This is a genomic window from Enterococcus sp. UD-01, assembly GCF_044909655.1.
GTDB lineage: Bacteria > Bacillota > Bacilli > Lactobacillales > Enterococcaceae > Enterococcus_L.
This window is the reverse complement of sequence record NZ_JBIYEU010000007.1, coordinates 14,522-35,504: the sequence shown is the minus strand read 5'-3', so window position 1 is coordinate 35,504 and position 20,983 is coordinate 14,522. Positions and strand designations below refer to the sequence as shown.

Below are 20,983 nucleotides of genomic sequence, written 5' to 3'. Positions count from 1 at the left end.
TTGCATGGGGAAAAAAAGAATTTATGAATTAGCAAAAGAAATGAATCAATCAAGTAAAGACGTGGTAGAAAAAGCACATGCACTAGGTATGGATGTGAAAAATCACATGGGCGCGATTTCTTCAGAGGATGAATCAAAACTTCGTCAAGCATTTGGAGGAAACAAACCGGCAAAACCACAGTCAAAACCAGCAAATCCAAAACCAGCTAACCAGAATGGCAATAAATCAAACCAAAATCAACGTGGACAGCAAAATAACGGACAACACAATCGCCCACAGCACAATAATCAAAATCAAAACCGTCCGACACAACAAAGACAGCAAACGAACCAAAAACAGCACAACCAAAATCGAAACATGCAAGGAAGCAGCCAAAATATGACCCAAAACCAAAATCGTACAAATCAAGGACAAAACCGTCCGCAGCACAATCAAGGCAATCAAAATCGTCCACAATCAGGACAACAAACGAATCAAAACCGCAACAATAACCAAAATCAAAATCGTCCAGCGCAAAATAACAGCCAAGGAACGAATAACCGGCCTGCGCAAAGTAATACGCAAAATCGTTCAAACCAAGGGACGGCTCAAAATCGCAATAACAACCAAAGCCAAAACCGCAACAATAACAACGGCAATCGCGGCAATAGTTTTGGTGGCGGACAAAACCGTAACCGTAATGGCTACAATAATCAAAACCGCAACAAATTCAATAAAAAAGGCAAAAAAGGCAAGTACCAAGAATCAACTAAACCAGCAGTACCAGCACGTAAATTCCGTGAATTACCAGATGTTTTAGAATATACTGAAGGAATGAACGTGGCGGATATCGCGAAAAAGATTCACCGCGAACCGGCAGAAATCATCAAAAAATTATTCATGATGGGTGTAATGGTGAACCAAAACCAATCATTGGATAAAGAAACAATTGAGTTATTAGCTGTTGATTACGGCATGGAACCACAAGAAAAAGTGCAAGTGGATGTAGCAGATATCGATAAATTCTTTGAGCCAGAAGCAGTGATCGAAGAAAATCTAGTGACTCGTCCGCCAGTTGTTACCATTATGGGACACGTCGATCACGGAAAAACAACCTTGCTTGATACTTTGCGCAATTCTCGTGTAACTTCCGGCGAAGCTGGTGGTATTACCCAGCATATTGGCGCTTACCAAATTGATATCGAAGGCAAACCAATTACCTTCCTTGATACACCAGGACATGCGGCCTTTACCAGTATGCGTGCCCGTGGAGCCGGCATCACAGATATTACCATTCTGGTTGTCGCAGCCGACGATGGCGTAATGCCGCAAACGATTGAAGCGATCAATCACGCCAAAGCAGCTGAAGTTCCGATCATCGTAGCAGTAAATAAAATTGATAAACCAGGTGCCAATCCTGATCATGTGAAACAAGAACTAAGCGAACATGGCTTGATTCCGGAAGAATGGGGCGGCGACACTATTTTTGTTAACATTTCTGCGAAGTTTAACCAAAATATTGATGAGCTATTAGAAAATATTCTGTTGATTGCAGAAGTAGAGGATCTAAAAGCCGATCCAACTCAACGTGCGATTGGTACAGTTATCGAAGCACGTTTAGATAAAGGGAAAGGTCCTGTTTCCACTCTTTTAGTACAGCAAGGAACCTTAAAAGTCGGTGATCCAATCGTTGTCGGTAATACCTTTGGCCGCGTGCGGGTAATGACCAATGATATTGGTCGTCGTGATAAAACCGCTGGACCAGCTACACCAGTAGAAATTACCGGTTTAAATGATGTACCGCAGGCTGGTGATCGTTTTGTTGTCTTTGAAGATGAAAAAACAGCGCGTCAAGCTGGGGAAGAACGTAGCAAACGTGCAGTATTGGAACAACGTTCTGCCAATAACCGTGTAACCCTAGACAACTTGTTTGAAAGCCTGAAAGAAGGCGAACTGAAGGATGTTAATGTTATCATCAAAGCAGATGTTCAAGGAACAGCTGAAGCCTTGGCTGCTAGCCTTCAAAAAATCGATGTGGAAGGCGTTCGCGTGAAAATCGTCCATTCCGCTGTTGGAGCAATTAATGAAAGCGACGTAACACTTGCCGCAGCAAGTAATGCGATTATCATCGGCTTTAATGTACGACCTACACCACAAGCTAAACAACAATCAGAACAAGAAGAAGTGGATATTCGTTTACACCGCATCATCTATAAAGCAATCGAAGAAATTGAAACAGCGATGAAAGGCATGCTTGATCCTGAATTCGAAGAAAAAATCACTGGTCAAATGACAGTGCGTGAATTATACAAAGTATCAAAAGTTGGTACAATTGCCGGCTGTTATGTTACAGAAGGCTCTATTTTCCGCGACAGTGGTGTCCGTGTGATTCGTGATGGTATTGTTATCTTCGAAGGTAAACTTGCCAGCTTGAAGCGTTTCAAAGATGATGCGAAAGAAGTAAAACTTGGTTTTGAATGTGGCGCAATGGTGGAAAACTTTAACGATCTTAAAGTGGATGATGTCATTGAAGGCTTCGTAATGGAAGAAGTTAAGCCGAAATAATAAAACGAAAGAAGGAGAAACCACATGGCAAATTATCGTGACCGTCGAGTAGGTCAAGAAATCCTGCGTGAAGTCAATGATATTTTGAGAAAACGCGTGAGAGATCCTCGTGTACAGGATATTACGATCACTGATGTCCGTGTGACAGGCGACCTACAGCAAGCGACGATTTATTATAGTTTATTATCTGATCTGGCTTCCGAACAAACAAAAGCTCAACAAGGGTTAGATAAAGCCAAAGGATTGATCCGCAAAGAGCTAGGACAGCGTTTATCATTGTACAAGACGCCTGAACTGATTTTTGAAAAAGATGAATCCATTCAATATGGCAATCACATAGACGACTTGATTCGTAAATTGAATCAAGGAGAATGATTAAGAGCGGTTGAGCCAAAAGTCGTTTAGGTTCGAGCAATTGGAGTAAAAGACGAACAATATGTTTTTTATATTGATCGGATTTTATGAAATTGCCGAAGAACCTGACTTTCGGCCGCCGTTTATTCGTAAGTAGTGGGCGGGACAAAACTGTTTTTTAGTTTTGTCCCCCCACTTTTTTTGTTGCGCTGAATAAAAGTAATGTTTGTAACAATAAAAGCGTTTTGTAACTAAATTGAAAATAATTGTAACCATTTTAACGTTTAGAGCATAGAAAATTATGGTAGGATTGATATGGTAAGATTTTTATGAGTAACTGGAGGGGTATAAGTGAAGCACAAAAGTCTAACATTATTAATCACAGGGATGATGACGGTTTCAGCTACAGTAGCACCAGCTTGGGCGCTGGCCGAATCCGCTGATAAAAAAATAGAGCAACAAGATAAAGAAATTACGACATTAAAAGATAAACAAAAAGGCATCAGTGCGCAAATCAGCAGCTTGGAAGAAGAAATATCTTCTATTTATGACAAAGGAATTGAGCTGAATCAACAAAAAACTACTTTAACTAAAGAAGCACAACAATTAAAAAAAGAAATCGTTTCTTTAACAGAACGAATTAATAAACGAACAGATGCCATTCAAAAGCAAGGTAGAAATGTTCAAGTGAATGGTCAAGGTTCTCAAATTCTTGATATGATTTTAAATGCAGATTCGATTACCGATGCGGTCGGTCGTGTACAGGCGATCTCTTCAATTTTAACTGCAAACAATGATTTAATTGAACAACAAAAAGAAGATAAGCAACAGGTCGAAGATAAAAAAGCGGCAGTCCAAAAGAATCTAGCGGCTGTTGAAAAAGCAACCAAGCAGTTGGAAGAAGAAAAGTCTACGTTAGTTGCTAAACAAGCGGATCTCAACGTTTTAAAGGCAGAAGTTGATTCTGAAACTGCTAGCGCTGAAAATTCAAAAAGCGAATTAGTGAAAAAACAACAGGAAGCATTGAAAAAAGAGCTGGCTGCCGCAAAACAATCAGAAAAACAACCAGCATCTAGCAGCAAAGAAGAGAAAAAATCAGCAACAACTGAAACAACAGAGACTAGCTCAGAATCGGCCTCTCAACCTGCTGACCAAGCGCCTGCTGAATCGGTGCCGGATAGTTCTCAACAAAGCACCGATCAGAGCAACACAGGTAATCAAGGCAGTACGACACCATCAGATACACCTGAAACACCCGTAACGCCCCCAGCAACGTCTGGAGACGATACTTTCCAAGCCTTAAACGCGTTACGTGTCGCCAACGGCTTAAATCCTGTCAGCTGGGATGCTGGTCTAGCGGCAGCAGCCAGCAGTCGAGCAGCAACTATGCTGGACTATCAAGTACCAGCGGATCACTGGAATAGAGGAGATGAAGTGATCGCCTTTATGTTTGCGCCGGGCAACTCGGTGATTATGGCTTGGTACAATGAAACCAATATGATTTCGCCGTCCGGAGCAGGACATCGAAATTGGGAATTAAACCCAAGCATGACACGTGTTGGCTTTGGCTATGCAGGTGACGTAATTGTCGGCCGTTCGGCTTAAGCAAAGAATAAATGGATTTACAAAAACAGGGTGAGCCAAGAATAGGCGCACCTTTTTTGTGTCTTAAAATACGTAGCAAATACTTGATGCCCGGCTGTTTCTCTATAGCGGACCCTGAAAATATGAATTTTCATTTCGTTCTGTGTTATAATAACCAAGTTAGCAATTTTAGCAGCGGAGGTCTAAATAGATGGATGGTATTTTACCTTTATGGAAAGAAGCAGGCATGACAAGCCATGACTGTGTTTTCAAATTAAGGAAAATTTTACATACAAAAAAGATTGGTCATGGCGGTACGTTGGATCCGGATGTATCAGGAGTATTGCCGATTTGTGTCGGTAAAGGAACCAAGGTCATCGAATATATGGTGGATTCTGGAAAGACTTACGAGGGTGAAATTACCTTGGGCTTTTCTACGACTACAGAAGATGCCGGCGGTGAAATTGTTGGAAAAACAGCATTAACGACTCCTTTTTCTGTTGAGGAAATTGATCAGGCGATGGCGAAAATGACGGGGGAGATTACGCAAATTCCGCCGATGTTTTCCGCGGTAAAAGTAAATGGCAAGCGACTTTACGAATATGCAAGAAATAATGAACAAGTAGAACGTCCTATACGTAAAGCAATGATTTATTCCTTTCAGCGAACCAGTGAGCCTGTCTTTGATGCAGCTAATGGAACCCAGAGCTGGCGCTTTAAAGTGGTTTGCGGCAAAGGAACTTACGTTAGAACCTTATCCGTTGATACAGGTGCTTTGTTAGGGGTGCCTGCACATATGTCTTATTTGACGCGTACAGCCAGCGGTGGTTTAAGAGCAGAGCAATGTCTGACGTTGGAGCAAGTAGCGGAAAAAATGGCTGATAATAGCAGTGAAGAGCTGTTATTGCCGATTGAAATTGCCGTAGCACAATTTCCGCGGATTGATTTATCAGAAGCTTTATATCAGAAGGTTAAAAATGGTGTTTTCTTAACGCTCAAAGAGCTTTCTTTAACCGAACAGCCGGAAACGTTGGTCGCCTTGTTTTATCAGGATCAGGTTGTGAGTTTGTATATGATGCATCCAACCAAAAAGAATGTGTTGAAACCAAGTAAAGTATTAAGAAATAACTAAAAGAAAGAAGATTTTACTATGCAAATTATTTCAATTAGACATCCTTTTCAGAAAGAGCAAATCCCTGCCGATGATGTAGTAATGGTTCTGGGCTTTTTTGATGGAGTCCACCGCGGACATCAAAAGGTTATCCAAACAGGCAAGGAAATCGCAGAAAAGCAAGGATTAAAGTTAGCTGTCATGACCTTTAATCAGCATCCGTCAATTGTTTTTCAAAAAATTGTTCCTGAAAATATGAAATATTTGAACAGCTTGGCACAAAAAGAACGATTAATGGCTGATTTAGGTGTGGATATTTTATATGTTGTCGATTTTACCTCTGCGTTTGCTCATTTAGCGCCGCAAGAATTTGTCGATCAATATATTGTAGGGTTAAATGCTAAAGTTGCTGTTTCTGGCTTTGATTATACCTATGGACCAAAAGATATTGCCGATGTGGCACATTTACCGCTTTATGCAAAGGAACGTTTTGATGTCGTAACGGTAAGTAAAGAAGAATTGGACGGCGTTAAAATTAGCTCAACGCGCATTCGCGAGCTAATGGAGCAAGGTCGGATGGAAGCAGTCACCGAGTTGCTCGGCTACGTGTATGAAACAGAGGGAACGGTGGTCCATGGCGATGCCAGAGGCCGTTTGCTTGGATTTCCTACAGCAAATATCAAAGTCAAAAGCACTGTACGTTTGCCAAAAGTAGGTGTTTACGCGGTTCAAATCCAAATCGGCGATACATGGTACGTCGGCATGGGTTCGATTGGACACAATGATACCTTTGGCGAAGGGCGGGAATTAACGGTTGAAGTCTATATCTTAGATTTCCATCAAGATATTTACGGAGAGCAGGTAGTTGTCCGCTGGAATCATTATTTGCGCGATCAGGTAAAATTCAATGGAGCTGAACCACTCATTGCACAATTGAAGCAAGATAAAGCAGATACGGCCGCTTATTTTGCGTAATTAATAATGAATAAAGCTGTAGTCCTCGGAAATGCAAAGAGCCGACTACAGCTTTTTCATTTTGAGTATGGAATGTTTGAAAAAATTTAGAGAAATTATTAAAAAATCAAATTTTCTATTCTTAAAAGTGATGGAAAACGGTATACTAGTAAGAAATAAATGAAATGGGTTTAAAGGGGAGCTGTATGGAACAAAAAAAGAAAAAAGCAAAGTTGACTCGTCCTTCCAGTAAAAAGGAGCTTAGAATATCAACGGTCTGGTTCTTTTTGTTAGCTGCTTTTGGTGGTGCAGCATGTGCTTACTGGTTATATTGGTCCTGGGATTATCAAGACAACTCTGCTCCGTCATATGAAGGCTACCATTTGACTGAACAGACTTTTGATTCATTGATAAAAAAGCAATTTACGTCAGCCGAACCAGTAGTAAAAGGAGTGAAAGTGAATGAGCGATTTGCAGAAGGTGAACTAGCCTTAGCTGCTCGCCAGCGTTATCTGAAAGCGCCAGCCCAGCTACCTTTTTTTAAACTGACAGATGTGGCCCAAAAACAAACAACGTATACTGCAATAGCGGATTTATCCAGCTTGAAGCACGTAGAAAGGGTAGAGTTTCCAGTTTGGGGTGATCCAGACGGAACGAATGATTTACAAATTTATCAAGGCAGCTATGAGCTAGCCACAAATACTTGGCGGTGTGAAATTCCGATTAAGCAGCATAAAGAAGCTGGTCATTATCAGGTGAAAATTAAAGTCACTAGAAAAAATGGCGCTACTGAACAGACAGACTTTGGTGAATTTGTGATAGAACAACCAACAATCACTGCAACAGTAGATGGCGCGCGTGCGGAAAAGGGTCAATTTGATATTATTGGAAAGGCCACAACAGCGGCTGATATCGAAAGTTTGTCTGTACCTGTATGGACAAAGGAAGATCAAAGCGATACGAAAGCCTACCGTGCTAAAATTAAAGCAGACGGCACATATAGTGTGCATGTTGACTATGAGGACTTCGATTTCACAAGTGGTCTTTATTATGGCAAAGCAAAACTATTGAGTGCTAATGGATTAACAGCTGAAGGTGAAGCCGGCTCGGTCGCCATTGAAGTCAGCCGACCAGTGCGGATGCGTCTTTTACATGATGCAACCTTGTTTAAGGATCGAACCCTTGCTAAGGCAATCAGAAAGCTTCCCGTTAATAGTATGGCTTATGTCAAAGGAATTGTTTACAATGACAATCAGAAAATTTATCGCACAACAGATGGCTATATTTCTGCTGAAAACATCGATGTTAACGAGATGATGGAAGATATTCGCACGATTTCTCATCGTGGAAATCACCAAGTAGCACCCGAAAATACAATCCCAGCTTTTCAACAATCCAACGGTTGGGGAGTTGAAACAGACATTCGTTTAACCAAAGATAAACATTGGGTTGTTATGCATGATGCAACAGTTGATCGCACAACCAATGGTAAAGGCAAGGTTAGAAATTTAACCTTGGAGCAAATTAAAAAATTGCGAATCGATCAGGGAGCCAATAAAGAGAAATACACAGCAGAACAGTTGCGAGTTCCAACGCTGGAAGAATATTTGTCAGTAATAAAGATGAAACAGAGTGTTCCCTTTATAGAAATCAAAGACGAAGAGATCGCTGCTGCTGATTATGATCGATTAGCCGAATTAATTCGAGCCTATGATTTAGCTGATCGGGCAATCATCATTTCTTTTGGCTATAATAATCTAGTCGAGATGCGTAAGCGTCTGCCCGAAGTGCATGTTCAGCTCCTCGTTAGAGATCTGACAGATCAGTTGATTGATCAAGTGAGTACTTTTGGTGAAAATGCTGGTTTAAACATTAATTATGCCAGCGTTGCCGGCAGAAATGATTTGATTGCTAAAGTGCAAAGTAAGCACTTAGCGGTCAGTCTTTGGGGTGTTCCTCAAAGTGAATTTAAAAAGATGGAAGCCTTAGGTATTAATAACCTGACCACCGATTATGAATAATTACCGGATTTCACTGGATTAGCTAGTAGCTATCATTCAGTGAAATCTTTTTTTGTTGAGATCAATCATCATACGTTACTCCTTTTTGAAAAAATTTATATTTAATAAAAAGTGAATGATACCAAAGGTCTAATTGAGAAACATTCTCATTCTAACACAAAAATAAAAAAAATCAATCTTGAATTTATCAATATGTGGTAGTAATATTATTCCTGCAACACAATATATAGTGTTTGCGAAGGAGGCAGCTTATGGACAATTTAACCATCATCTATATTAGCTTAAGTGGAAATACGACAGATTTTGTTGAACGCTTGAGTAACTATTGTAAAATGGAGCGCGGGATCAACGTGACATCCATCAATATAAAAGAATACAAGGGAGAATATTTGATTCGCGAGCCTTTTGTAAGTATTCTTCCATCCTATCTGGAAGGCGGCAACGGTATTCACAATGGCTATCAAGAAATCCTAACCACAAAATTAGGTGATTTTATTGCAGCGAATGATAATGCTCAATATTGCTACGGCATTATTGGTAGTGGCAACCGCAATTTCAATAAACAGTTTTGTTTAACTGCTTATCAATATGCAGAGCGATTTCAGTTTCCAGTAATCGATGAGTTTGAATTACGCGGGAGCGATGACGATATTATTCGCATAGCAGACAGCATTATTACACAGCGCAATGCATTTATTGACAAGCAGGAGGCAGAGTAATGGAGAAGGCAACAAACAGAAAAGAATACTTTTATCTAAATAATTTGGTCAATATTCCGGTAGATGGAAAAATTCAGCTACAGCATGATCAAGAAGCACTCAACGCTTATTTTTCTGACGAAATTTTACCTAAGACCGTGACCTTTTCTACGTTAAAGCAAAAGCTGACTTATTTAGTAGAAAATCAGTATATTGATTTGGAGGTGTTAAAGCTTTATCCAAGTCAAAACATAGCGGAGGAGTATGATTTTGATTTTATCAAAGCCTTATTTCAACGCATTTACAACGCCGGTTTTCAGTTCAAAAGCTTTATGGGCGCCTACAAATTTTACTCCCAGTATGCTTTGAAAACAGATGACCAGCAACAATACTTAGAGCGCTTTGAAGATCGCATCGCTTTCAATGCCTTGTACTTGGGCAATGGCGATCGTACGTTAGCTTTGGAATTGGCGGATGAGCTGATTCACCAGCGCTACCAGCCCGCGACCCCAACCTTTTTAAATGCTGGTAAAAAACGTCGTGGCGAAATGGTTTCCTGCTTTTTGATTGATTTTGCAGATTCAATGTTATCTATCGGCCGCGGTGTCAACGCTGCGTTACAGCTTTCTCGAATTGGTGGGGGAGTCGGAGTGAACTTAAGTAATTTGCGAGCTGCTGGAGATCCGATCAAGGAAATCATCAATGCATCGTCTGGTGTTTTACCTGTAATGAAAATTTTAGAGGATTCATTTAGCTACAGTAATCAGCTAGGGCAGCGCAATGGCGCTGGTGTGGTCTACTTAAATGTCTTTCATCCCGATATTTTAGCCTTTTTAGCTACAAAAAAGGAAAATGCTGATGAAAAAATTCGAGTAAAAACCTTATCATTAGGCTTAGTAGTTCCGGATAAATACTACGAATTAATTAAAACCAACCAGCCAATGTATTTATTCAGCCCTTATTCCGTTGAAAGGGAATACGGTCAACCATTTTCTTATATTGACGTCACCAAAGAATATGACAACTTAGTGGCAAATCCTAATATTACTAAAACAAAAATCAACGCCCGCGAATTAGAGCAAGAAATATCCCGATTACAGCAAGAATCTGGTTATCCTTATATTTTAAACATTGATACAGCGAATCGAACCAATCCGGTTAACGGTAAAATTATCATGAGTAATTTATGCTCTGAAATCCTACAGCCTCAAGAGCCGTCTACGTTAAATGAAGATTTATCCTATGACCGAACAGGAACAGACATCAGCTGCAATCTTGGCTCAAGCAATATTGTAAATATGATGAAGTCAGCTGATTTTGGTAAATCCGTAGAATTAGCTATTCGAGCATTGACGACTGTCACAGATTTAAGCTCTGTCAAGGAAGTTCCAACTATTCAAAAAGGGAACGATCTATATCATACTATTGGTTTAGGTGCGATGGGTCTGCATACTGCATTGGCACTGGAACAGATTGAATACGGCTTGCCAGAATCCTTAGAATTTGTTGAAGCGTATTTTTTAGCAGTCAATTATTATTCATTAAAAGCAAGCAATCAAATTGCACGGGAAAAAGAAGCAGTATTTCACGATTTTGCGAAATCTACTTATGCGGACGGCACTTATTTTGATTCTTATTTGGAAAGTGAATTTGTGTTTCACAGTGATAAAGTAAAACAACTCTTCCGTCATGTGAAATTACCTACAATCAATGATTGGCAAAGCTTGAAAGAAGACATTCAAAAAACGGGCTTATATCACCGCAACCGCTTAGCAGTAGCGCCAAACGGCTCAATTTCTTATGTGAATGAAACGAGTGCTTCTTTGCATCCGATTACTCAGCTGATTGAAAATCGTCAAGAGAAAAAAGTGGGTTCTATTTTCTATCCGGCACCTTACTTGTCGAACGAAACAATTGATTTTTACAAAACAGCGTATGACTATGATCAACGAAAAATTATTGATGTCTATGCAACAGCGCAAAAGCATATTGATCAAGGGATGAGCTTAACACTCTTTATGCGTTCAAAGCTACCGGCAGGTCTTTATGAATGGAAGCAACCTGATCAGCCTAAGCTAACAACCAGAGATTTAAATCGTTTGCGCAACTATGCTTGGAAGCAAGGCATTAAATCACTTTACTACGTGAGAACCTATACCGAAGACGATGAATTCAGCAGTGTCAATACGTGCGAAGCATGCATGATTTAATGGAGGGAAAAAGATGAGCTATCTACATTATAAAGCAATTAACTGGAATGAAATCGAAGACGAGCTAGATCATGCTACTTGGGAAAGAGCGACTTCTTTATTTTGGCTGGATACACGAATTCCTGTGTCCAATGATTTAACCGACTGGCAGGCATTGACAGCGAAAGAACAAGAAGTATTAAATAAAAATGCCGCAGCGCTGGCCACCTTAACGACATTTCAATCATTGAACGGGTATAAGGTAATCAAAAATAGTCCGCATACCCAACAAGAATCGGCGATTTACAACAATATTCAATTTATCGAAACAGTTCATACCAAAACCTATAATGCCTTATTAATGGCCTTTAATTCATCTGAAAAGGTAGAGGAGCTGCTGCAGTGGGCAGATGAAGAGACTCAGCTGCAAAAACGACTAGACTTAATTCATGATTTATATGCTGAAGAATCTATTTTGAAAAAACGCCTGGCTAACCTGTGCTTGGAAGGAATTTTAATGTATAGCGGCTTGTATTTGTTCCTGCATTATTGGACTGAAAAACGTTTTACGAATGTTGCGGAAATGATCAAATTAGTCGTGATGAATGAATCTCTCCATTGCCAATATTTGGCCAATAAGCTGCGAATTTCTTTACAAAAGCTGGATGAAAAAGAGCAAGAGACGTTTAAAGAATGGGCGTATACAACAATTAATTATTTTGTTATCAATGAATTAGATTTGATTGATATGCTTTATGCTGAATCGGAGTATGGAAACGAAGCAGAAATTTTAGTCCAGCAGGCTGCGAATAAAGTCTTGACAAATCTTGGTTTTGAACCTTTGTTTGCAGGTGTAGAGTCAGAATTGGCGACTATCCAAAATCTGTTGAGTAAGCTTACAACGCATGATTTGGAACCGCGTAAAAGCTTAGCTAACCAAGTTGAAACTGATCAAATGTCTGATGAGGACTACGATTTTTAAAAAGGAGAAGATAATATGCAGCACCGTGTAATGAACTGGAATAAAATAGAAGATGAGCTTGATGATTACGTTTGGGATAAAGCAACCTCCCAATTTTGGCTGGATACGCGTGTACCGATTTCCAATGATTTAGCTGACTGGCGCAAGCTGTCGCCGGTTGAGCAGGAAGTCATCAAAAAAGTCGTTGGCGGCTTGGCTTTATTGGATACCTTACAGTCCGAAGAAGGTGTCAACGCTATGCGGGATCACGTAAGAACCAGAAAAGAAACAGCGATTTTGAATGACTTTTTGTTTATGGAATCTATTCATGCCAAAAGCTATGGCACAATCTTAATTTCACTGAATACAATGAAGGAAATTAACGAAGTGTATGATTGGATGAATAATGATCCTAGAATGCAATACAAAGCGAAGCGCATTAATGATATCTATCAGTCAGGCTCACCGCTGCAAATTAAAATTGCCAGCATCTTTTTAGAAGGTATCTTATATTATAGTAATTTCTTTACGCCGCTGTGGTATCGCGGTTCCAATCAGTTAGCAAATTTAGCTGAGCTGATTAAATTAATTATTCGCGATGAATCGGTTCATGGCACGTACCTTGGCTATAAATTCCGGTTAACGTTTAACGAATTATCAGAAGTTGAGCAAAACGAATTAACCACTTGGATGTACGAATTACTGGATGACTTAATGGAAAATGAGCTGGCATATACAGAAGAAGTCTATAGTCCAATTGGATTAGCCGAAGATGTGAAAACTTTTGTCCGCTATAATGCCAACAAAGCTTTGCAAAACATGGGCTTTTCCCTATACTATGAAAATGCCAATGTAGATGATGTGAATCCGATTGTGATGAACGGCATTTCAATCGAAACCTCAAATCATGATTTCTTTTCACAAGTTGGTGCCGGTTATCTAATGGGCGATGCCGAAGCCATGGTTGACGACGACTACGATTTTTAAAAACGAAAGGTTTTCCTTCCCAAAAAAGAGGTGAGTCGAAAGTCGTTGAGGTTCGAGCAATCGGAGTAAAAGATGAACAAGATGCTTTTTATATTGAACGGATTTTATGAAACTGCTGAAGAACCTGACTTTTGTCCACCGTTTGTTAGTAGGAAGAGGACAAGACAAAACTGTTTTTTTAGTTTTGTCTTGTCCTCTTTAAGTAGTTTGAAAACTAATCAAACATTTTCTTAGCAGCACGTGCTAAGGTTGGTAAATCCTTGTCGTAGCGGGGTGTTTTTACTAAACGCGACATTGGGATGCCGGCAAAGTGAAAAGCAGCAATCTCACCGGAACGAACAGCACTTTGTTCGGTAAAAATCATTTGATAAGGCTGTTCTACAAATTCGCCAGTGAAGGCTAAATTTGTGGAATGCTGTGGGATCACTTTTGGTCGATCAGTTTTAGCCCGATTATTGAATAAAGCGGAAGCATACGGCATATAAACCGGTATGTTATTAATGACACTGTCATAGATTTCCGTTTCCTTTTCTCGAATATTGCCTGGGCCCGGATCGACTTTTGAAAGCTGTCCGATTAATTCCTCCAGCATTTCTTTCCCAGTCATTTTAATGTATTGTTTGTCAACAAATTCACCGCGACGTCTAGGATAAAGGAAGTAGCCCCAGATTACTGTTTCATTTGGCTTTTGCGAAGTGAAATGTGGTTGGTGGTGCACCACGATGGACATATTGACATCCTTTTGTCCTAAAGGCGTAATTGGCATTGTTGAAATAAAGGAATTCAACGCATTACCGGGAACCTGTGTCGTGATTCGAGTAATTTCATTTAACAGTAAATGATCCTTTGTTGTTAACGTAAAGCTGACCCATTCACTGGCATCACGATCGGCAAAGAATTTATCTGGATTGCCCAAATTATAAAAGCGTTCAGTTGCTTTTTTCCATAAACCGGAAGCAGCACCGTAATCCATATTTTCAGGAGCCGGTGTATGATAGTCGCCTAAAGTAGCGGAGTCAGTAATCGATCCGTTAGTAAAAATAACAGCAGTATCTTCATCAACTACCACGTGTTCTTCTTCTTGAGTAAGCGTATTGGTCATTTTTAAGCCAGTTACAGTAATTTCATCCTGCATCGCTGTTTCTTTAAATTCCCAATCTGTAACACGGCGATTTAAGACAATCTTACAGCCTTGCTCTTTTAGATAATTAATTAGCGGCAACATAATACTTTCATATTGATTGTAACGTGTCCGATTGACTCCGACTAAATGTTCAATTTGCGTAAATTCATAGATCATTTGATGCATGTAGCGGCGTAGCTCTTGCGCGGAACTGCGTGTCCGAAAAGCAAAGGTCGTTTCCCACATAAACCAGAAATTCGTTTCAAAGAAGTGCGGATCGTCTTTAAAATAATCAGCGATTGTCACATTGTCCAGCTTTTCTTCTTCAGAGTCCGGCATTGCAATTAGTTTCGTTAAAAGCAGACGGTCTTTATTGTTAAAGCCCAGTTTGCCGCCATCAATAATGCCTTTGCCGCCTTCCATTAAACGTGCTTTGTCAAAGGTACGGTGTTTTGCATCAAAGTCACGGGTATCCTCTTCAGCAGTCATACCCGGCTCAGTTGCAGAAGGAATTCGGCTTAACAAATCCATCAGGTCGACGTAAGTTCGGTAATTTAGCATCCGGCCGCCGCGGGCAATATAGCCCTTTTGGTTTTCTAAGGGATGATTTTTGTTCCAGTATTCATCAGTGACGGTGTCTGTAGGTGCTCCATCGTTGGAACCATGATCATCTAAGGAATAAAAGGTAATTTGCTCTCCCTGCCATTTGCCTTCTTGAATCAAGTAAACTGCGGCGGCCATGTTGGCGATGCCGGCACCGATCATAATTGCTTTCTTTTTTCTCATGATAATCCCTCCAATTATTTGGCTGTATATGTGTTGGTGTAGTGACTCATTTAAATTGATTCGTATTCGTCATAGAGATGACTGTCATCTTCAAGTAAGCCAGTTTTTTTGCCAAGATACACAGCTCCTAGTACGACAAGACCTAAACCAATACCAAATTTCATCATTTTTTTGCTCATGAAAATCCATCCTTTCAATTTTTTTAAAACGAACTTTATACTTAAAGGATAGTTTCTTTTTCAAGGAATGCCAAATAAAAAGGTGAAGGGAAAAGGGAAAGTTGGACAAATTGAATGGAGTGTCTAATTTTTAGAAGGAGTCAAAAAGCTACTATAGATAAATAGCAGAAATTTCAAGAATGTGTAACTTTAGCATTTTTTTATAGCTTTATTTGTCAAATACGTTTAGTATGCTTATAGAAGCTTAATTTTTTACATTGAATGCTATATTCATATAGTTGAACCAGACCCTAAAACAGCCGTTTATTTGGAGGAAAGCTAATCCATGAAAAAAAGTAATACAGCTTTTGATAACAAGGTGTCCGCTTATATTCATATTCCCTTTTGCGAACATATTTGTTATTATTGCGATTTTAATAAAGTCTTTTTAGAAGGACAGCCGGTAGACGAATACATTCAAGCGTTACTAACGGAAATTCGTCTGACTAAAGAGCAATATCCTAGTAAGGATACAGAAACAATTTACATCGGTGGCGGAACACCGACCTCGCTGTCGGCTAAGCAGCTGGCAGTGTTGCTAAAAGGCGTGCGCGAGCTATTGCCTTTTGATGATACACATGAGTTTACAGTAGAAGCCAATCCGGGTGATTTAACGCAGGAAAAGCTGCGGGTAATGAAAGAGTTTGGTGTGAATCGCCTTTCGATGGGAGTTCAAACTTTCGATGATCGTTTACTGAAAAAAATTGGACGCAAGCATACGGCTGCTGATGTTTACGATACGATGAAATTTTTGGAAAAAGAACAGTTTTCCAACGTTAGTATAGATCTTATTTATGCCTTACCGGGGCAAACCTTAGCGGATTTTCGTGATACGCTTAAACGAGCAATTGAGCTTGATTTGCCGCATTATTCGCTATATTCTCTGATTCTTGAAAATAAAACCCTATTTATGAATCTGGTTCGACAAGGACGTCTTGAGCTGTCGGATCAAGAAATTGAAGCGCAAATGTTTGAAGAAACCATCACCGCGATGGAAAAAGCAGGACGGCATCAATATGAAGTCAGTAATTTTTCTTTAAAAGGAATGGAAAGCCAGCACAATCTTGTCTATTGGGACAATGCTCATTATTATGGATTTGGTGCGGGGGCAAGCGGCTATTTAGGTCACACTCGTTATCGCAATCACGGACCGATCCAGCATTACTTGAACCCCTTGCGTAAAGGGCAGCTGCCAACGTTAGAAACGGAAAGCCTGACCTTAAACAACCAAATTGAAGAAGAAATGTTTTTAGGTTTAAGAAAAAAAGCAGGCGTTTCTAAAGCAAAATTTGCTGCAAAGTTTGGTCGTCCGCTAACGGAAGTTTATCAAGAAACAATTCCGGATTTAATTCAAAAAGGTCTGCTGATTGAAAATGAAGAGACCTTCCAATTGTCAGAAAAAGGCCTGTTTGTCGGCAACGATGTTTTTGAAGCTTTTTTATTGGACAAGGAATAAAATAGTATGTGTAATGACCTGAAAGGCGGCAAAAATTGCTTTTTTTCAGGTTTTTCTATTTAGTTAGCACTCTGGATAGGAGAGTGCTAAAAAAGAAGTTTTTCTCTTGACATTAATGGAGGGAGTTGGTATATTTATAATTGTATTAGCACTTGAACGTTATGAGTGCTAATGGAGGGTGGTAATTATGTTAACTGAAAGACAAAAGAATATTTTGCGTCTTATCATCCAAGAATATACAAATACGGGTACGCCTGTAGGCTCTAAGAAGCTGATGGAAGACGGTATTAAGTCGAGCTCAGCCACAATTCGAAACGATATGAAAACATTGGAAGAATATGGTCTTTTGTTAAAAACCCATTCTTCATCCGGCAGAATACCTTCGATGAGCGGATACCGCTATTATGTGGATCATTTGCTCAGTCCGGCGGAGATTGGTCAGGAAGAGCTAGAGCTGATTCGGCAATCGTTCGGCAAAGAATTTCATGAGATTAATGATATCATTGAACAGTCGGCCGAAATTCTATCAGATTTGACCAGCTACACAGCTTTTTCGCTAGGACCGGAAGTGAAAGAACGCAAGTTGACTGGTTTTCGGATTGTTCCTTTAAATGAACGTCAAATCATTGCTATTATTGTAACCGATAAAGGCAATGTAGAAAGTCAGGTGTTTGCTGTTCCGGCTTCGGTATCCAGTCAGGATTTAGAAAAAATGACACAGATCATTAACGACAAGCTGGTAGGTCAGCCGTTATTGACGGTCTATCATCGACTAAGAACAGAAATTCCGATGATTTTGCATCGTTACTTCCAAACCCCTGACGGTATGATGAAACTATTCGATGCAATGCTGGGACATGCCTTTGAGGAAAAGGTCTTTGTCAGCGGACGGATGAATGTCTTGGATTTTGGTATGAAGCAGGATCTTGATCAAGTAAAATCGGTTTACTCCTTTATGCAGAATACAGATGCACTGACCCACTTGTTAAGTGTAGGCGATCAAACAGATACACCGATCGCTATACGGATTGGAACGGAAATAGGAAATGACTTATTGGAAAACATGAGTATGATTACAGCAACCTATGAAGTAACTGGACATGGAAAAGGAACCATTGCACTTTTAGGACCGACCAGTATGCCTTATTCAAAGATCTTCGGTCTGGTTGACGTGTTCCGCCATGAATTAGCTTCTAAACTTGGCGCTTACTATCGCTTTTTAGATGAATAAGCAAGAAGTTACTATATAAAACTACAAATCTACGGAACCGAGAAGGGAAGTTGCAAGAGTGACCAAAAAAGAAGAAACAAATGAAGAGCTTACGGATCAGCAAGTGGAAGAGGTTGATGCTGTTGAGCCTTCAGATGTTCCAGAAGAAGCTGAAGTAACAGAAGAACAGCGCTTAGAAACAGAACTTTCTGAAATGGAAGACAAATTCTTAAGAGCACGCGCAGAAATCGCCAACATGAACAATCGTTTCAAAAACGAACGGGAATTACTAGTGCGCTATCGCTCACAAGATTTAGGCAAGAAGCTGCTGCCTTCGATTGATAATTTAGAACGAGCAATGGCCATTGAAGTAGAAGGAGAACAAGGTGCCAGCCTGAAAAAAGGCGTAGCGATGGTTCTTGAAAGCATTCAAGGCGCTTTGAAAGAAGAAGGGATTGAAGAAATTCCTGCGAAAGGTGAAGTCTTTGACCCGAATTTACATCAAGCGGTTCAAACGATTCCGGCAAGTGACGAAACACCTGCGGATACTATCGTAGAAGTTTTACAAAAAGGCTACAAACTGCACGATCGCGTTTTACGCGCAAGTATGGTTGTTGTTGCACAATAAGCAGCAAAACAAAAACTTGCATTCTAATAGAAAAAGCAAAAATTAAAAAGAAGATAGGAGATCATGAACTATGAGTAAAATTATCGGTATTGACTTAGGAACAACAAACTCAGCTGTCGCAGTTTTAGAAGGCGGCGAAGCAAAAATTATTGCAAACCCAGAAGGAAATCGTACGACTCCTTCCGTAGTTTCTTTCAAAAATGGTGAAATTCAAGTTGGGGAAGTAGCAAAACGTCAAGCAGTAACGAACCCGCACACTATTTCATCTATTAAACGTCATATGGGCGAAACGGGCTACAAAGTAGATGTCGACGGTAAATCTTATACACCACAAGAAATTTCTGCAATGATTTTACAATATTTAAAAGGCTTTGCGGAAGATTATTTAGGTGAAAAAGTAGACAAAGCAGTCATCACTGTTCCTGCTTACTTTAACGATGCACAACGTCAAGCAACAAAAGATGCTGGTAAAATTGCCGGTTTAGAAGTAGAACGGATTGTCAACGAACCAACAGCAGCAGCGTTGGCGTATGGTTTAGACAAAACAGATAAAGACGAAAAAGTTTTAGTTTTTGACCTTGGTGGCGGTACTTTTGACGTATCCATCCTTGAACTTGGCGATGGGGTCTTTGATGTATTATCAACTGCAGGCGATAATGAGCTGGGCGGGGACGATTTTGACAACAAGATCATCGATTACATGGTAGCAGCATTCAAAAAAGAAAACGGCGTAGATTTATCTCAAGATAAAATGGCTGTGCAACGCTTGAAAGATGCGGCTGAAAAAGCGAAAAAAGATTTATCAGGTGTAACATCAACACAAATCAGCTTACCATTCATCACTGCTGGCGATGCTGGTCCATTGCACTTGGAAATGAACCTAACACGTGCGAAATTTGATGAATTAACAAGCGATTTAGTTGAACGGACTAAAACTCCTGTACGTCAAGCCTTAAAAGATGCAGGCTTAACTCCTTCTGAAATTGATGAAGTTATTTTAGTTGGTGGTTCAACACGTATTCCTGCAGTTGTGGAAGCTGTGCGTAAAGAAACCAACAAAGAACCAAACAAATCAGTGAACCCGGATGAAGTAGTGGCAATGGGTGCTGCGATCCAAGGCGGTGTTATCACTGGTGATGTGAAAGACGTTGTTTTACTGGACGTAACTCCATTATCATTGGGAATTGAAACAATGGGCGGCGTATTTACTAAATTGATCGACCGCAATACAACTATTCCAACAAGTAAATCACAAGTCTTCTCAACAGCAGCAGATAATCAGCCAGCTGTAGACATTCACGTACTACAAGGTGAACGTCCAATGGCAGCGGACAATAAAACATTAGGTCGCTTCCAATTAACAGATATTCCAGCTGCTCCGCGTGGTGTGCCACAAATTGAAGTAAGCTTTGATATCGACAAAAACGGGATTGTTAATGTTCGTGCGAAAGATTTAGGTACACAAAAAGAACAAACGATCACAATCAAATCTTCATCAGGCTTATCAGACGACGAAATTGAACGTATGGTGAAAGATGCTGAAGCAAATGCTGAAGCAGATAAAGCTCGCAAAGAAGAAGTAGATTTACGTAATGACGTGGATGCTTTATTATTCACAGTTGACAAAACTTTGAAAGAATTAGAAGGCAAAGTTGATGCAGATGAAGTGAAAAAAGCAGAAGATGCTCGCGACGAATTAAAAGCGGCTGTTGAAGCAAACGATATCGAACAAATGAAAGCTAAACGTGATGCATTAAACGAAATCGTTCAAAACTTAACAGTGAAACTTTATGAACAAGCAGCGCAACAACAAGCACAAGAAAATCCGGAAGCTGCACAAGGCGGAGCAGATGACGTTGTAGATGCTGACTTTGAAGAAGTAGAAGGCGACGATAAATAATCATCGCTCATAAGTAGCCGATAAAATAGTCAAAACAAAAGAAATGAATCTGTTTCACCGATTGTTCGGCTATAGGAGGAGGGTGTGGCATAAAAGTATTTTTACTTTTGTTCCACACCTTTTGCCTATCTATAGTCATCGCAGCAGGTTACGCCAAATTTAGAGAAGCTATTTTGCTTTTACATAATTTGTGGTATGATTACAACGATGTTTTGATGTGAATCAGTTATGTTGGTTCTTGGATAAAGGAATAGATAG

The 20,983-nt window shown here is 39.9% G+C and carries 16 protein-coding genes; 14 read left to right on the top strand and 2 right to left on the bottom strand.

Features of this window, described 5'->3' with window-relative positions:
• Positions 1–4: 4 nt before the first annotated feature.
• The 10 genes from infB to nrdF all read left to right on the top strand — a co-directional run bounded on the left by infB (position 5) and on the right by nrdF (position 13,404).
• A complete protein-coding gene (infB, locus tag ABH902_RS07840) occupies positions 5–2,545 on the top strand; it encodes a translation initiation factor IF-2 (protein ID WP_404590128.1) in 2,541 nt (846 codons plus the stop codon).
• A 24-nt stretch (positions 2,546–2,569) separates the two neighbouring features.
• Positions 2,570–2,920, top strand: a complete 351-nt coding sequence (gene rbfA / locus ABH902_RS07835; protein WP_404590127.1) for a 30S ribosome-binding factor RbfA — start codon at positions 2,570–2,572, stop codon at positions 2,918–2,920.
• A gap of 330 nt (positions 2,921–3,250) precedes the next feature.
• Entirely contained in the window at positions 3,251–4,504 is a 1,254-nt protein-coding gene (locus ABH902_RS07830) for a CAP domain-containing protein (RefSeq protein WP_404590125.1), read from the top strand.
• A 190-nt stretch (positions 4,505–4,694) separates the two neighbouring features.
• A complete protein-coding gene (gene truB / locus ABH902_RS07825) occupies positions 4,695–5,615 on the top strand; it encodes a tRNA pseudouridine(55) synthase TruB (RefSeq protein WP_404590123.1) in 921 nt (306 codons plus the stop codon).
• Between the two features lie 18 nt (positions 5,616–5,633).
• Positions 5,634–6,569 carry a riboflavin biosynthesis protein RibF gene (ribF, locus tag ABH902_RS07820; RefSeq protein ID WP_404590122.1) on the top strand — a complete coding sequence of 312 codons (936 nt, stop codon included), beginning with the start codon at positions 5,634–5,636 and terminating at the stop codon, positions 6,567–6,569.
• Between the two features lie 185 nt (positions 6,570–6,754).
• Positions 6,755–8,569, top strand: a complete 1,815-nt coding sequence (locus tag ABH902_RS07815; protein ID WP_404590120.1) for a glycerophosphodiester phosphodiesterase family protein — start codon at positions 6,755–6,757, stop codon at positions 8,567–8,569.
• Positions 8,570–8,820: 251 nt separating this feature from the next.
• Positions 8,821–9,288: a class Ib ribonucleoside-diphosphate reductase assembly flavoprotein NrdI gene (gene nrdI / locus ABH902_RS07810; protein WP_404590119.1), complete on the top strand. Its 468-nt coding sequence runs from the start codon at positions 8,821–8,823 to the stop codon at positions 9,286–9,288.
• A complete protein-coding gene (nrdE, locus tag ABH902_RS07805) occupies positions 9,288–11,477 on the top strand; it encodes a class 1b ribonucleoside-diphosphate reductase subunit alpha (RefSeq protein ID WP_404590117.1) in 2,190 nt (729 codons plus the stop codon). Before nrdI ends, nrdE begins: the two co-directional genes overlap by 1 nt.
• Positions 11,478–11,490: 13 nt before the next feature.
• Complete coding sequence (locus tag ABH902_RS07800) at positions 11,491–12,438, top strand: ribonucleotide-diphosphate reductase subunit beta (RefSeq protein ID WP_404590115.1); 948 nt, start codon at positions 11,491–11,493, stop codon at positions 12,436–12,438.
• Positions 12,439–12,453: 15 nt separating this feature from the next.
• Complete coding sequence (gene nrdF, locus ABH902_RS07795; RefSeq protein WP_404590114.1) at positions 12,454–13,404, top strand: class 1b ribonucleoside-diphosphate reductase subunit beta; 951 nt, start codon at positions 12,454–12,456, stop codon at positions 13,402–13,404.
• A gap of 214 nt (positions 13,405–13,618) precedes the next feature.
• Here nrdF and ABH902_RS07790 read toward each other — a convergent pair whose 3' ends face one another.
• A complete protein-coding gene (locus ABH902_RS07790; protein ID WP_404590112.1) occupies positions 13,619–15,313 on the bottom strand; it encodes an oleate hydratase in 1,695 nt (564 codons plus the stop codon).
• A gap of 50 nt (positions 15,314–15,363) precedes the next feature.
• A complete protein-coding gene (locus tag ABH902_RS07785; protein ID WP_404590110.1) occupies positions 15,364–15,492 on the bottom strand; it encodes a methanol dehydrogenase in 129 nt (42 codons plus the stop codon).
• 325 nt (positions 15,493–15,817) lie between these two features.
• Between ABH902_RS07785 and hemW the strand changes: the two genes are divergently transcribed.
• The 4 genes from hemW (at position 15,818) to dnaK (ending at position 20,725) form a co-directional block, all read left to right on the top strand.
• On the top strand, positions 15,818–16,987 hold the full coding sequence (hemW, locus tag ABH902_RS07780) for a radical SAM family heme chaperone HemW (protein WP_404590108.1): 1,170 nt from the start codon (positions 15,818–15,820) through the stop codon (positions 16,985–16,987).
• A gap of 187 nt (positions 16,988–17,174) precedes the next feature.
• Complete coding sequence (hrcA, locus tag ABH902_RS07775; protein WP_404590106.1) at positions 17,175–18,218, top strand: heat-inducible transcriptional repressor HrcA; 1,044 nt, start codon at positions 17,175–17,177, stop codon at positions 18,216–18,218.
• A 58-nt stretch (positions 18,219–18,276) separates the two neighbouring features.
• Positions 18,277–18,825: a nucleotide exchange factor GrpE gene (gene grpE / locus ABH902_RS07770; protein ID WP_404590105.1), complete on the top strand. Its 549-nt coding sequence runs from the start codon at positions 18,277–18,279 to the stop codon at positions 18,823–18,825.
• Positions 18,826–18,895: 70 nt separating this feature from the next.
• The gene (gene dnaK, locus ABH902_RS07765; protein WP_404590104.1) at positions 18,896–20,725 is read left to right on the top strand and encodes a molecular chaperone DnaK; all 1,830 of its coding nucleotides are present in this window, start codon (positions 18,896–18,898) and stop codon (positions 20,723–20,725) included.
• The last annotated feature ends 258 nt before the right edge of the window (positions 20,726–20,983 follow it).

What these genes read in the sequence shown, in the direction of transcription:
- infB (WP_404590128.1), top strand. Translation starts at nt 5, where the DNA reads ATGGGGAAAAAAAGAATTTATGAATTAGCAAAAGAAATGAATCAATCA.
- rbfA (WP_404590127.1), top strand. Translation starts at nt 2,570, where the DNA reads ATGGCAAATTATCGTGACCGTCGAGTAGGTCAAGAAATCCTGCGTGAA.
- truB (WP_404590123.1), top strand. Translation starts at nt 4,695, where the DNA reads ATGGATGGTATTTTACCTTTATGGAAAGAAGCAGGCATGACAAGCCAT.
- ribF (WP_404590122.1), top strand. Translation starts at nt 5,634, where the DNA reads ATGCAAATTATTTCAATTAGACATCCTTTTCAGAAAGAGCAAATCCCT.
- ABH902_RS07815 (WP_404590120.1), top strand. Translation starts at nt 6,755, where the DNA reads ATGGAACAAAAAAAGAAAAAAGCAAAGTTGACTCGTCCTTCCAGTAAA.
- nrdI (WP_404590119.1), top strand. Translation starts at nt 8,821, where the DNA reads ATGGACAATTTAACCATCATCTATATTAGCTTAAGTGGAAATACGACA.
- nrdE (WP_404590117.1), top strand. Translation starts at nt 9,288, where the DNA reads ATGGAGAAGGCAACAAACAGAAAAGAATACTTTTATCTAAATAATTTG.
- ABH902_RS07800 (WP_404590115.1), top strand. Translation starts at nt 11,491, where the DNA reads ATGAGCTATCTACATTATAAAGCAATTAACTGGAATGAAATCGAAGAC.
- nrdF (WP_404590114.1), top strand. Translation starts at nt 12,454, where the DNA reads ATGCAGCACCGTGTAATGAACTGGAATAAAATAGAAGATGAGCTTGAT.
- ABH902_RS07790 (WP_404590112.1), bottom strand. Translation starts at nt 15,313, where the DNA reads ATGAGAAAAAAGAAAGCAATTATGATCGGTGCCGGCATCGCCAACATG.
- ABH902_RS07785 (WP_404590110.1), bottom strand. Translation starts at nt 15,492, where the DNA reads ATGAGCAAAAAAATGATGAAATTTGGTATTGGTTTAGGTCTTGTCGTA.
- hemW (WP_404590108.1), top strand. Translation starts at nt 15,818, where the DNA reads ATGAAAAAAAGTAATACAGCTTTTGATAACAAGGTGTCCGCTTATATT.
- hrcA (WP_404590106.1), top strand. Translation starts at nt 17,175, where the DNA reads ATGTTAACTGAAAGACAAAAGAATATTTTGCGTCTTATCATCCAAGAA.
- dnaK (WP_404590104.1), top strand. Translation starts at nt 18,896, where the DNA reads ATGAGTAAAATTATCGGTATTGACTTAGGAACAACAAACTCAGCTGTC.